11 protein-coding genes are annotated in these 14,411 nt (G+C 40.1%); 7 read left to right on the top strand and 4 right to left on the bottom strand.

The features are described 5' to 3' along the window. The first annotated feature begins 1 nt into the window (after position 1). A complete protein-coding gene (locus H5160_RS11240) occupies positions 2-817 on the top strand; it encodes a class I SAM-dependent methyltransferase (protein ID WP_182671071.1) in 816 nt (271 codons plus the stop codon). Positions 818-844: 27 nt separating this feature from the next. On the opposite strand, the gene H5160_RS11235 is transcribed toward H5160_RS11240, so the two are convergent. Further along, positions 845-2,449, bottom strand: a complete 1,605-nt coding sequence (locus H5160_RS11235) for a GMC family oxidoreductase (protein ID WP_182716294.1) — start codon at positions 2,447-2,449, stop codon at positions 845-847. 102 nt (positions 2,450-2,551) lie between these two features. Between H5160_RS11235 and H5160_RS11230 the strand changes: the two genes are divergently transcribed. The 4 genes from H5160_RS11230 to H5160_RS11215 all read left to right on the top strand — a co-directional run bounded on the left by H5160_RS11230 (position 2,552) and on the right by H5160_RS11215 (position 6,853). Next, positions 2,552-3,562 (top strand): AraC family transcriptional regulator, encoded by a 1,011-nt coding sequence (locus tag H5160_RS11230; RefSeq protein WP_182716293.1) that lies wholly within the window; start codon positions 2,552-2,554, stop codon positions 3,560-3,562. Positions 3,563-3,599: 37 nt separating this feature from the next. Next, positions 3,600-4,586, top strand: a complete 987-nt coding sequence (locus H5160_RS11225; protein ID WP_182716292.1) for a Gfo/Idh/MocA family protein — start codon at positions 3,600-3,602, stop codon at positions 4,584-4,586. A gap of 427 nt (positions 4,587-5,013) precedes the next feature. Beyond that, positions 5,014-5,757 carry a FadR/GntR family transcriptional regulator gene (locus H5160_RS11220; RefSeq protein ID WP_002960591.1) on the top strand — a complete coding sequence of 248 codons (744 nt, stop codon included), beginning with the start codon at positions 5,014-5,016 and terminating at the stop codon, positions 5,755-5,757. A 232-nt stretch (positions 5,758-5,989) separates the two neighbouring features. Then, entirely contained in the window at positions 5,990-6,853 is an 864-nt protein-coding gene (locus tag H5160_RS11215) for a DMT family transporter (RefSeq protein WP_182681551.1), read from the top strand. Positions 6,854-6,934: 81 nt separating this feature from the next. Here H5160_RS11215 and H5160_RS11210 read toward each other — a convergent pair whose 3' ends face one another. Next, complete coding sequence (locus tag H5160_RS11210; RefSeq protein WP_182716291.1) at positions 6,935-8,131, bottom strand: MFS transporter; 1,197 nt, start codon at positions 8,129-8,131, stop codon at positions 6,935-6,937. 74 nt (positions 8,132-8,205) lie between these two features. Then, positions 8,206-9,300, bottom strand: a complete 1,095-nt coding sequence (locus tag H5160_RS11205) for an NADH:flavin oxidoreductase/NADH oxidase (RefSeq protein WP_182716290.1) — start codon at positions 9,298-9,300, stop codon at positions 8,206-8,208. A gap of 478 nt (positions 9,301-9,778) precedes the next feature. Between H5160_RS11205 and H5160_RS11200 the strand changes: the two genes are divergently transcribed. Beyond that, positions 9,779-12,196: a TonB-dependent receptor gene (locus H5160_RS11200; protein WP_182737469.1), complete on the top strand. Its 2,418-nt coding sequence runs from the start codon at positions 9,779-9,781 to the stop codon at positions 12,194-12,196. 85 nt (positions 12,197-12,281) lie between these two features. After that, positions 12,282-13,862, top strand: coding sequence for a sulfotransferase (locus tag H5160_RS11195; protein WP_182737468.1), 1,581 nt, complete (start codon positions 12,282-12,284; stop codon positions 13,860-13,862). Between the two features lie 297 nt (positions 13,863-14,159). On the opposite strand, the gene H5160_RS11190 is transcribed toward H5160_RS11195, so the two are convergent. Continuing rightward, on the bottom strand, positions 14,160-14,411 hold a 252-nt coding region (locus H5160_RS11190; RefSeq protein ID WP_182737466.1), incomplete at its 5' end, for a transposase.

Below are 14,411 nucleotides of genomic sequence, written 5' to 3'. Positions count from 1 at the left end.
TATGTATTTAAATCCTCAATGGCGAATACTCACCGTAGGCGATGGCGATTTATCGTTTTCGAACGCTATTTACACTCATCTATCGCCAAAAGCTTTGGTTGCATCCACTTACGATGACCAAACTACTATTGAGCAAAAATACCAGCACAATGCACTTAGCAACTTAAAAGCGCATAACGTTGAGGTACTTAATAGTTTTGATGTAACAAACCATGCATGTTGGCAAGCTCTAAGTGAAAACCAGCACAGCTTTGATGTGGTTATTTTTCAGTTTCCGCTTATACCTGCATTTGTTGGCCGAGAAGCGTTTGAAAACAACACGCGCCAAACCAGTATGAACGTATTAAACCGCGCTTTACTGCACCAATTTATTAAATACGCTAACGAATACGCGCTTGATAAAAATGGGCCAATGCTTTGTTACATCACCTCAAAGGATGTAAAACCTTATCGAGAATGGAATATAGAGGGGAGTTTAAATAACGGTTTAACCGCAGATTACTTAGGCCAAATCCCATTTGATATTAGCCATTTTGAAGGTTATAAAATTCGTAATGTTGACCGCGATAAACACGTTAAAGACACAAGCGGCATAACTTACGTTTTCAGCCCAAAAAGTCTCGATAAACATACTAGCGAATTAAGCTCACGCCTTACAAAGCCTGCATACTTAACATCTAACCATTGCCCCCTATGCCGCGTTGGGCCTTATGTGGCAAGCGAGGACGAAGCCAAGCATCTAAACGCTAAAAAGCATCAGCAAATGCTACATCTTGAAAGCGATTGGCAACAATGGCTAAATGAGTTTTATCGCTAATTAATAGCCCTGCTATTGTTAATTCAATTATACGTTTTCGTGTTTAATTAAATCAGCCGCTTTTTCAGCAATCGCAATTACCGGCGCATTTGTGTTGCCGGTAATAATAGTAGGCATAATCGACGCATCAACTACGCGTAAGTTACTTACCCCGTGTACTCGTAAATTAGTATCTACCACTGCCATTGAGTCTTGCCCCATTTTACATGTCCCGACCGGGTGATATTCGGTATCTGCAGTTTGGCGTATAAACTCAATTAGCTGCTCATCATTATTTATATCAAGCGGGTAGAGCATTTTACCGCGTATGTTATCAAAAGCGTTGCTTTGCATAATAGCGAGTGTTTTTTTAAGGCCTGCAAGCATTACAGTTAAATCATCTGGGTGGCTTAAGTAATTAGGGTCAATAAGTGGTGCACTACGCGGGTTGTTATCTGCTAATGTAATCGTGCCTCGGCTTTTAGGGCGCATAATACTGCTGTGTATACTGTAACCATGCCCAGTGTGTAATTTACGACTATGATCGTCCACCAGCCCAATTACAAATTCTAGCTGCACATCGGGCGCTGGCGAGCCTTCAAATAATTTAATAAACGCGTGCGACTCTGCAAAATTACTGGTTAATCGCCCTTCTCGTTTACTAAACCAGTTAACGCATCCTTTTAAAATGCTGGCAATGCCATGCGGGCTTATACCAAATGTGCCTTTACTTGTTTTTGATTTATAAAGTGGCACTACCGTTAAGTGATCTTGTAAATTAGCGCCAACACCTTCAAGTACGTGCTGAACCTTAATGTTATGTGCACTTAACTGCTCTTTTGGGCCAATACCCGAAAGCATTAATATTTGCGGCGAATTAATAGCGCCAGCACTGAGTATTACCTCTTTTTTAGCACGTAAATTAATAGCCTCTTTATTGCGCTCTATTTGCACACCTTGCGCTATCTTATTGGTTACATTTATTTTATTAACGTGGCTATGGGTTAATACCGTTAAATTCGGGCGGTTTAAATACGGTGTTAAATATGCTTTTGCTGCACTACAACGCTCGCCATTGTGCTGAGTTACCTGCGATAAACGCGCGCCGCTTTGCTCTTTGCCATTTATATCGTCGCTTAAATTAACGCTCTGCTCAGCACAGGCATTTAAAAAATATTGGTTTACATTGCTTGGGTTACTTAGCTCTTGTACATGTAGCGGACCTTTTGTTCCGTGCAGCTCATTATTTATAAACGCTTTATTGTTCTCAGATTTAATAAAGTACGGGAGTAAACTCTTAAAATCCCAGCCTTCATTACCAAGCTGTGCCCAATTATCGTAATCGTATTTGTTACCGCGAATATAAACCATTGCATTGGTAGAGCTTGACCCACCCAATACTTTGCCGCGCGGCACAAAACCACAGCGGTTATTAAGCTCTTTTTGTGGCACCGTATTGTAATGCCAGCTATTTATGCCATAAGGCACACTCGCTGCTATGCCAGCTGGCATTTGCACAAATGCATTTTTATCGCTGCCGCCAGCTTCAATTAAACACACACTGACATTTTTATCCTCAGACAATCGCGATGCCATAACGCAGCCGCCACTGCCTGCGCCAATCACAATGTAATCAAATGTTATATTGTTCATGGTGTACCTTCATAAAAGTTTTAAATGGCCTTAACAGTAATAGTGCATAGAAAAACCCAATAAAACTTGATATTTTTAGACATCACTTATTTGGGGTTAACCATGAGCAGCCTAATCAGAGCCACGTCATTACAAGGTATAGACACGCTAATTAGCGAATTTGGCGGCGATCCGCATGAAATAATGCAAAGCTGTAATATTAATAACGTTGACTTTAAAAATCTCGATAACCAATATTTATCTTATCGAGATTACGCTGAGCTTTTAGAGTACTGTGCTTGTAAGTTCAATTGCTCTAGTTTTGGCCTTAAGCTCGCAAGTAGACAAAATTTTGATATTTTAGGACATATTGCAATAGCTGCCAAAAGTAGTACTAATTTAGGTGATGCACTTAATTGGGTTATTAAATACCTTCACTTACACAGCCCTGCACTTAGCTTAAACTCGCACCCTTTAGAGAATGATAAAAGCTTGTTTTTATCATTCGAAATTAATTTAAAACCATTACCGCACATAAACCAAGTCATTGAGCTAACCATTGGTTTAGCATTAGCTGTTATTAAAAAGCTGAGTAATAACCGCTGTAAACCAATTAATATATTTTTGCCAAAAAAGTTAAGTACTAATACTCGTGCCTATAACACTTACTTTGGTTGTAACGTTATAGAGCATCGCAACAGCGCTGGCATTGTAATCTCAAAAAGTGATTTAACTCTTGAGCTTGATCACCCTAAACTAAATAAAGTACAAGCAGCGCTAAACTTCTTGGCAAAAAACAAAGAACACACACAACCGTTGCCCAACCAAGTTAGTGCGCTAATTAGGCCTATGCTTCCTATTTATCAATGTAGTAACCAAACTATTTCAGCTGCGCTGGGTATGCACCCGCGTACTCTGCATCGAGAACTTATCAAACATAATACGAGTTTTGTAAAACTAAAAGATGCCACTCGCCGCGCTTTAGCTGCACACTATTTAGCGCAAAACCAATTTACAATCTCAACCATATCTGAGCTTTTAGGATATCAGGAACAAGCAACACTAAGTGTTAATGTTAAACGCTGGTTTGGATGTTCTCCTCGAGCATATAGAACTAAAAAAATGTTAAACTAAATACTCTTATTATTTTTATTTAAGCTAAGGAGTGAGCATGAACTTTGTTATTGTTGGCACCAATTTTATTAGCGACACATTGTTAGCCGCTGCAAATACGTTAAACGATTTTAATTTATATGGGGTGTGCTCGCGCGCAGTATCTAGCGGCGAAGCATTTTTAGCCAAACACCCACAAAATGCACAAGCAAAAATTTTCACCTCAATCGAGCAAGTTTGCCAAGATCAAAATGTCGATGCTGTCTACATAGCCGCCCCTAATAGCTTACACAAACAATATGCCGTTATGTGTCTAGAAGCGGGTAAACATGTCCTTGGCGAAAAACCATCAGCTGCCAATTCTAAAGAGCTTGCAAGCATTATAGCTACAGCAAAAAAGCATCAGCGCCTTTACATGGAAGCCATGATGACCTCTCACTTGCCTAACTATGAACAGCTACAACAGGCAATGGTAAAAATTGGCACACCACGTAAATATATTGGCCAGTACAGTCAATACTCATCGCGTTACGATAAGTATAAAAATGGAGAACGCCCAAACACATTTTTACCCGAGTTTGCAAATGGTGCTTTAGTTGATTTAGGGATTTACCCGCTGTATTTATTAATTGCACTTTGGGGGGCACCAAAAAGCGTGAGTGCCAGTGGCGTATTGCTCGATACTGGTGTAGATGGTGCGGGCGATGTATTACTAAACTATGCAGATAAACAAGCCGTTATTAGTTACTCCAAAATATCGCAAGGCGACAACATAACCGAAATACAAGGCGAGCTTGGGCGCATACGTATAGAAGCCGTATCGCAACTTAAAAAAGTGGAATTTATTGCTAATAATGGTGATGTAGAGATTATATCCCAGCCGTTTGATGAGCACTTTATGAAATACGAAGTTGAGCATTTCATGTCATTAGTGAAGCAAAATATCCTTGAGTCACCTGTTAATACGCACATTTTAGCCAGTAACGTAATGAGCGTTCTTGATGAAGCGCGCAAACAGCTTGGGGTTGTGTACCCTAACGACTAATTAAATAAAATATGGGCGTTAACCAACGACAGCTAACGCCCAGAAGAAAGCTTAAATAGCTCTCGTACAACGACACATTTTACAAAACACTTTAAAATAGCGATCCCCATCCATGGGCAATCAAATACTTCTACAACAAACTTAACACTGACAACCCAACTCGGTTTATTACCAATATTTATTACTCAATAACCTTAAATCTAACCTAACACATAAAAACATTACCAATCAAGCTGGCCAATTACATTATTTTAAACTAAATTGGTAATACAAGAATGCAACCGTTGGTGTATAGTGGTTTTTAACCCTAACATCGCGTTAGAATTTTGACATAATAGTGAATTTTAAGGTAACCTCTGATATTAACAGTTGGTTTTGACTTATAGGCCCCAGAGGCCATTATTCCTTAAGGTAATGAAGGTAAAGTATGGGTAATCGTCGCTTATTTTGGCGCATAGTTGATAAAATTGAGTCTTTAATAAATCAAGGCGAATTTTCTGCTGGGAGTCGTTTACCACCTGAACGTGAACTTGCAGAAATGTTTGATGTAAGCCGCCCTACCATTAGAGAAGCTATTATCGCATTAGAAGTACGTGGCCGAGTTGAAGTTAAAACTGGCTCTGGTGTTTACGTAGTAGAACAAAAAAATGCATCTATAAAATCAAAAGAGATCAGTGCATTTGAACTTACTCAAGCTCGCGCATTAATTGAAGGCGAAATTGCCGCTCTAGCTGCTCAAAGCATTACAGAAGAAGAACTAGAGCAACTAAATAAAACATTAATTGCTATGGAAAAAGGCCTGTATGTTGAGCAAGCCGATCGTGAGTTCCACGAAATTATAGCTAGAGCAACGCGTAATAAAGCACTTGAATTTGCAGTGTCTAACTTGTGGGATTTACGTTTAACAAATCCACAAATTGTTGCTGACTATGGCAGTGTGTGTAAAAACAATAACGAGTGCGTTATGGATGAACACACCGCTATTTATACAGCCCTAAAGTCGCATGATGCAAATGCAGCGCGCAGTGCAATGCACAAACATTTTAACCGCTTAATTAATGCTTTATTTGACGCTGTAGAATCGCGTGCACTTGAAGAAATTAAACGCAAAAATGATGAAAAACGAGGCCTCTACTCGCTTGATGGCTTAGTTAATAAAAGTGCCCACTAAGGCCTTTTAATCAACTGATTAAAGTTAGCAAACGCCTGTTTGCTAACTTTACCTCTTACTTTATTTACCTTCCCTATTTAATATACTTTTTATTACGTTATTTTTGGTCGCAAACACTTACCTATAAATTTAAAAAAAGATACTATGCCGCCATTAATATCGGGTGGGTTTAGCTTTTATACTCCCTGCATTACATAACTAATTGATAGAGTTACTCAACTCAAGGATAAAAATGCAAGCATCTTCAAAAAGTTATTTACTGGCTATCGTGTGTGTATTGCTTGCCATGATGACCATTCAAACGGGCGCGTCGTTTGCAAAACAGCTTTTTCCAATTGTTGGCCCTGAGGGTACGACGGCCCTTAGGCTTGGTTTTTCTGCCTTTATACTTTGCTTAGTGTTTAAACCTTGGAAACACTTACCCACTACGGGTAATCGTATTCCTATAATTGTGTATGGTTTAAGTTTAGGCGGCATGAACATTTTGTTTTATTACGCTATTGAACGCATTCCACTAGGCATTGGTGTAGCACTTGAATTTACAGGCCCGCTTGCTGTTGCCTTATTTTCATCACGCCGCAAACGTGATTTATTTTGGGTTGCCTGTGCTATTGCTGGTATTTTGCTTCTGCTTCCTGATATGAGCGGGCAAGATAGCCTTGATCCATTAGGTGTAGCGCTTGCGCTTGGTGCCGGTGCATGTTGGGCAGGTTATATATTATTTGGTAAAAAAACCGGCACACAAAGCTCTGGTGGAGCCACTGTCGCATTGGGCATGACTGTTGCCGCTATAGTGCTAGTGCCTTACGGTGGCATTATGCAAAGCCCCGCGTTTACATGGGAAATTATCCCACTGGGTATTGGTATTGCTATTTTATCAAGCGCACTGCCTTACACACTTGAAATGGTTGCACTGCGTAACATGCCTTCACAAGGGTTTAGCGTAATGATGAGTTTAGAGCCTGCAATAGCTTCGCTCGCAGGGTTTATTATACTGGGTGAATTGCTTACTTTATGGCAGTGGCTCGCTATTTTGCTTGTAATTATTGCATCTGTTGGTAGCTCGTTTTCAAACGCAAAAAAACAGGCTACTTAGTTAACTACCAAACTAACCTAAACAACACAATAAAATCACCATACAACATGGTGACTTTATTGTGTTGTATCCGGTAATTTTTTAACTCACAGCCTTACTTTGCTTTTTAGTTGTAACCAAATAACCAATCAACGAAATAAGCGGCATACCCGTAGCCACCAGTGCAATACCAGTCCAACCACCCACTTCATATAATGGGCTGGCAATAAGCGAGCCTACTGCGCCACCTACAAATATGCTAGTCATATAAATAGCGTTTAAACGCGCACGGCTTTGTGGTTCTAGTGCGTACACTGCACGTTGACCCAATACCATATTGGCCTGCACAGAAAAATCAATAAACACACCGGTTAATGCCAATACTATAATGCCGTAAGGTAACTCAAATAAGCTTGGTAAAAAGCACAGTGCTGCAATGAGTTTGGCCAGTAACGATAACTGATGCGTATAGCCCTTATCAGCCAAACGCCCAACAATAGGAGCTGCTACAGCACCTGCGGCGCCCACTAGTGCAAACAATGCTATTTCTGATTGGGATAAACCATACTCACGGGCAAGCACAACCGGTACGCTCGTCCAAAATAAGCTGAACGATGCAAACATTAACGCTTGAAAAAGTGAACGTTGGCGCAGCACTGGCTGGCTTATCATTAATTGTTTCAGCGATTTTAATAACTTAAAATACGTTGTTTTATGGGTTGGTTGCCTACTTGGAATAGCAAAATAAATTACACCAGCAATAAACACCATACACCCTGCTGCAAAGTAAAATACAGCGCGCCAACCAAAGTGATCGGCTATTAAGCTCGATATAGGTCTTGCTAGCAAAATACCTAACAACAAACCCGCCATAATATTACCAAGAACTTGTCCGCGTTTTTCGTCAGACGATAAATGCGCAGCAAGTGGAATAAGCACCTGAACAGAAACCGAACTTATACCTATCATCAAACACAAAATAAGCATTACATTAGGTGAATTAGCAAGTGCCGTACCCACTAAACTCAAAAACGACACACCAAGAGTGACCAACATAAGCTTTTTATTTTCAACTAAATCAGCTAGTGGTACTAAAAAAAACAACCCCAAAGCGTAGCCTATTTGTGTAAGCGATACGATAAGGCTAGCACTGTGCGCACTTAATCCAACTTCTGGGGCAAGTAACTCAATAATAGGTTGAGCGTAATAAATATTGGCAACAATAAGACCGCAACACAAAGCAATAATAGTAACGAGTGTATTGCTAAGAGGTTGCGCTGAAACGCCTGTTTGGGTCATGTGTGTCTCTACTTTATAAAAATAATAAAACCCAACCCGCAAACGCGGGTTGGGTTTCTACAAAAAACTAAACTTTATTTTATTGGTGATGGCTGCCCATGTGGGCTTGAGCGTAAATACTGTTTAGGTGCAGTTACTGTAGCGCCAAGCTCTGCAGCTGCATGCCACGGCCAGTGCGGGTTATATAAAATGCCACGCGCAAGTGCTACGCCATCGGCTTGCTGCTCACTAATAATATCTTCGGCTTGTTGCGCCTGTGTAATTAAACCCACCGCTATAACAGGCATTTTAACCGCTTCTTTTATGGCTGTTGCAAACGGTACCTGGAAATTAGGTTTAACTGGTATTTGTTGCTCTGGGCTTAGGCCCGCCGTACTTACATGAATAAAATCACAACCTAGTTCATCAAGCGCTTTACTAAGCACTATCGATTGATCTAAATCCCAGCCACCTTCAACCCAATCGGTTGCCGAAATACGCACACCCACTGCTTTATTACTGGGGAATACCGCTCTTACCGCTTTAAACACATCAAGTAATAAGCGCATTCTGTTTTCTAGGCTGCCACCGTAGTTGTCATCTCGCTTGTTTGAAAGTGGCGACAAAAACTGGTGTAACAGGTAACCGTGCGCACCATGAAGCTCGATTAAATCAAGGCCGAGTTCATCAGCGCGTTTAGCTGCACTTACAAAATCTTTAATTAGTGAATCTATGTCAGATTGGCTCATTGCTTTTGGCACTGGGCTGTTAGCGTCGTACGCAATTGCCGAAGGTGCGAGCGTTTGCCAGCCATTTACATCATCAGGTGCAATGGCATCGCCACCGTCCCATGGTTTTTCAGTTGATGCTTTGCGTCCAGCATGCGCTAACTGAATACCAATAGGCATAGGGCTGTATTGCCTTACTGCTTTTAGGCTTTTGCCTAGTGCTTGTTGGGTTTCGTTATTCCAAAGCCCCAAATCGCCGTAGCTAATACGCCCTTCAGGGTTTACTGCTGTTGCTTCTAAAATAAGTAACCCAGCACCGCTTAAACTCAATTGGCCTAAATGAATAGTATGCCAATCGCTAGCAGCGCCATTGTTTGCTGAATACTGGCACATGGGTGCAATAATAATACGGTTATCTAACGTTACTTGCCCAAGTGATAAAGGCGAAAATAGTTGGCTCATTGTTAATCCTTAAAAACACGCACAAAAAAGTGCGGACAAAATAAAAAAGAGAATACGAAGCGGCAATCAAACACGCTCACTCAATAACTTAAACTGTCACTAATAATGGCGACTTAACATCCTTAATGGGGATCAAAATACACTTTAATAGTGCTAATAAAAGTATAAGTAATGACATTATGAAATATTAATTTTAATGTAATAATTTGTTTAACGAGCACGTCATAACACCACCTTTAAAATACGAATGACTATTTACCTTTAAACAAGGGTTTAATTTTTAATCTAACTGTACCTAATTCCACTAAGCTATTGCTTGTATTGCCTATTAACCAAATAAAAACCCCGAAAACAAGCTATATTTATTCTATAAAAGTGAATTAAAATTCAATTTAAATATTCCCAGCTACTTCACTCCCTGATAAACTGCTTAACTTAATTTACTAATGTAAAACATTTGAACTGGGGATCACTTTTTATGTTTAAACCAAGCTTGTTAACCTTGGCTATTTCGAGCGCTGTTTCTAGCGTATTTTTATTGCCTAATGCCGCACTTGCTCAAGAAGAAGTTGCAGCTAAAAACAAATCACTCGAAGTAATTGAAGTTACAGCAACAAGGCGCAGCGGCTCGGTGCAAAATGCACCGCTAAATATTACAGCCCTTGATGCTGATATAATGAAAGATCAAAATATCAGTGAGCTTGCGGATGTAGCGCGCTGGGTACCTGGTTTAACAATTACCGATCAAGGTGGGCGCTCAGGCTCGCCTATTATTGTTCGTGGTTTAAATACAAACTCGTCTGGTCCATCATCAGATGGCGGCACAGTATCTACTTACATTAACGAAATTCCTGTTTCGGTAGATATGCGCCTAGTAGATATTGAGCGTGTTGAAGTATTAATTGGGCCACAAGGCACCCTTTATGGTGCAGGCACATTAGGCGGTGCAATTCGCTACATGCTTAAACAGCCTGAGCTTGATTTTACATCTCTTGAAGTTTACGGCGACCTGTTTCAAACAAAAGAAAGTGACTCTTTAGGTGGCGAAGGCGGTTTTATATTTAACCTTCCTATTATTGAAGATAAATTAGCAGTACGCGCCAGCTTAAACGTATATGAAGACCCCGGTTTTATCGATTACGGTTATGTAGTGCGTGAATCTGGCGTATCACTGCCAGATCCAGATTGGAGCGATAGCTCAGCAGTTAATAACAACCTTAAAAATGTAAAAGACGCCAACGGCGAAACCACCACTACAGGTCGTATTTCTGTTCGCTTTAAACCAAATGAATCGTTTGAAGGTACGCTTAACTACTTTTATCAAAACCAAGACAGTGAAGGCCGCTCGATTGTTCATTACAATAGCCTTAATGCAAACAACGGTTTAAGCGACGTAATAGGTAAATACGAGTCAGCTTATCGCTTTGAAGAGCCGCGCGAGAAAAAAGATCAATTACTAAGCCTTGAACTAAAAGCCGATTTAGGTTTTGCAGAGCTAGTATCGGCAACCGGTATTTCGAGCTTTGATGCCGACGGTCAACGCGATCAAACAGACTTACTTATTCGTCTTGATTACGGCTATGAAGAATTCCCTTCGTTTTCAACGTTTACCCGTGAAATAGACGAAGAAGATACCTTCACTCAAGAAATTCGCTTAGTGTCGCAAGGCGACAGCGACTTTAACTGGATTGTGGGTGGCTTTTACAACAAAACAGAAACCGAAGCGTCAAGCCGAGAGTTTACCCCTGGGTTTGACCAATTCGCTATTGATAACTTTGGTGGCGAGCAGCTAAGACCTGACTCATTAGAATACTTAGAGCTTACAAAAAGTAAAGTCACTGAGTCTGCACTATTTGGTGAAGTTGGTTATCAAGTAACCGACAAATTAGATATTACCATTGGTGCCCGTTTTTACGAATACGATGTAGAGTCGCAAGCAGCTTTTGACTTCCCACTAGCCAATACATTGTACGGTGGTGCGGGTCCTGACGACATCACCGTTGCATACGAAAAAGATGACGCTGGCGATAACGGTAACTTATTTAAATTTAATGCTAAATATCAATTTACTGATTCAGTAATGGGTTATGTAACAGTAAGTGAAGGCTTTAGAATTGGTGGTTCAAACGGTTTAGTGTCTTGTCCTGATCCAATTGTTGAGGATCAACAAACAGGTTGTGGTAAACCTGACGAATTATTATATGAAGCCGACACCACAACAAACTACGAGCTAGGCTTTAAAAGTACATGGTTTAGAAGCCAGCTACACTTTAACGCCGCGTTATTTAACGTAGATTGGGATGATGCGCAAATCACTGGCGCTACAGATATAGGTCAATTAACGTACCTTTCAAACGCAGGCAGCGCTAATGCAAAAGGGGTAGAAATTTCGACCCGTGCCATTTTATCTGACTCGTTTTCAGTTTACGCAACTTATGCCTACACAAAAGCAGAGCTAACATCAGACGCACCATTTTTGTTTAATGCCGATGGTACCGATGGCGCAGAAGACGGCGACCGTTTACCAGGCTCACCTGAAAATCAATTTTCGATGGGTGTAAACTATCAAACAGACGTGTTTAACGACAAAACGCTTGATATTAACTACGGTTTAACTGCGCAAAGCGACGTGCTTTCAAGAGTAGGGCTTCGTGATAACGGCGAAACACTACCAGGTTACAGCTTAAGTAATATATCAGCTAAATTAACAGCTGATGCATGGTCAACTACCCTATATGTTGATAACCTATTCAACAAATACGCGGTTACATCCGTTCGTCGTTCAGATGCCGATATAACATCAGCAAATGGTGCCGACATACAACGTAACTACGGCCATTACATTAATCGCCCGCTTACGGTAGGTGTTAAATTTAACTACAAATTTGAAATATAATTTATAGTAATTTTTAAACAATGTTTTAAGGCTCAAATTTATTTGAGCCTTTTTATTTTCTTTCACAAAATAATTACCAAAAACCATGCAGCCAAATTTAAAGCAACTTCATCAAAGCGCAATACACTCCCTAAACCAAGGTAAAATAGAGCAAGCACACAAAGCCCTAGTGGAGTTAGTTACACTCAAACCAGACTTTGCTGATGGGTATTTTTTGCTGGCCATGGTTAATTTAACTGTTGGGCAAATACACAAAGCAATAAAGCTCATCGAAAAAGCCCTCACCCTTAGCAAAAGTATTGAATATACCGCGCAACTTGCTAAATGTTACGCACTTACTGGCGAATTACAAAAAGCAAAAAACACCGCACTATCGGTGCCATTAAAGCAAATAACTAAAGCACTTGATGCCGACACACTCGGCGTTGCACTTACTCAAGCAGGTATTCACGAGCAAGCACTTAACTACTTTGAGCGCGCTATTACACTGTCTACAGCAGCTAACAAAGCTCAACCACCGTTTTATTATAACTACGGTGTAAGTGCTAAGTTTTTAGGGCTATTTGATAAAGCCCAACACGCTTTTGAAAATGCCATAGCGCTTAACCAGCTGCACCATCAAAGTCATTTTGCATTAAGTGATTTAACTAAAGTAAGTACACAAAACAATCATATTGAACGCTTAAAAAACGTGTTTGAGCAAGTAACACACCCCGATGCAAAACTGCATATTGGCCATGCTTTAGCTAAAGAGTATCAAGATATTGGTGAGTTTTCAGACGCTTTTACCGCGTTAGAGCAAGGTAAAGTAGCAAAACGTGCTGTACAGCCGTTTGATCATAAAAGCTCAACTGAGTTATTTGAACATATTAAACTCTTAAGTGAACAGCACACACAAGCGCGAGTACAAGGTAACCCAACGGCAGAGCCTATTTTTGTATTAGGCATGCCCCGCTCTGGCACCACATTGGTTGAGCGTATTTTATCGAGCCACAGCGACGTGCAATCAGCCGGTGAATTACAAGACTTTGGCCTAAGTGTTAAAAAGCTAAGCCAAACGCAAACACCGCATGTACTCGACACTCAAACACTCAGTAAAGCCTACGAGCTTGATTTTAATCAGCTTGGGTCAACCTATTTAAACGCAACACGCGTAATAACAGGCAGCCATAAGCACTTTATTGATAAGCTCCCGTTTAACTTTTTTTATATCGACTTAATAACCAAAGCACTACCAAACGCTAAGATTATTTGCATGCTGCGCAACCCTATGGACACGTGTATTGGTAACTATCGCCAGTTATTTACCATTAATAACCCCTACTACGCGTACTCGCTCGATTTACTCGACACTGCAAAATTTTACAGCCGTTTTTACAAGCTAATGCAGCACTTCAGCATGCAACACAACAATATAAAATTAGTAAAATACGAAGAGTTAGTCGCACAGCCCGAGCAACAAATAAAAGAGTTAGTCAGCTTTTGTAACTTAGAGTGGCAAGAACAATGTATAGATTTTCACTTAAATACCGCTCCGGTTTCTACCGCAAGCAAGGTGCAAGTACGCCAACCACTCAACAATAAAGCAATTGGCCGTTGGAAAGCATTTAAGCCCCATACTAATGAGGCTGAGACCTACTTAAAACAACAAGATATTATAGGATGAAATATCACTTCTATTTTATATAAATTCGCTTAATTAATTTATAGTCAGGTAATTACTTTTTAAAATAAATATAAGCACTGTGACGATCAAACTTACACAGTTGCCAATGCTTACTGACAAATATTGATAGAAAAGGAATAATATAAATGGAATAAAATTCAGCTAATGTTCCCTTGAAGGGGCCACATAGTGAGTGGTATAGTTACTAAAGGATAAAAATTAAAGGATTAAAATGTTAATATTTAAAGAACTAAACTTAGTAAATATAACAAGTGACTATGGTGTCAATTCCTAATTTCAAACCATTTTAGGATCCCACATGACACCATCCCTCACCATAGAATTTATGATTACTATAAGCTTTCTTATACAGGCAATAATAGCAACTTTTTTAGGTTTCCCTGCCGCGACTAGCCGATGATATATAGCTTTAAATTTAGGGTTACATTGGATAGCTGACATCATTGCCATATACATTGCGGTTCTAATTTTTGGCCGTCCACCTCGTATCATCCGTTTACCCTGATAAGCACCACTTTCTCGATTAAA

Origin of the sequence: Pseudoalteromonas sp. SG43-4, assembly GCF_014164325.1 — a bacterium.
In the GTDB taxonomy this organism is placed as follows: domain Bacteria; phylum Pseudomonadota; class Gammaproteobacteria; order Enterobacterales; family Alteromonadaceae; genus Pseudoalteromonas; species Pseudoalteromonas distincta.
This window is presented reverse-complemented; position numbering and strand designations above follow the sequence as displayed.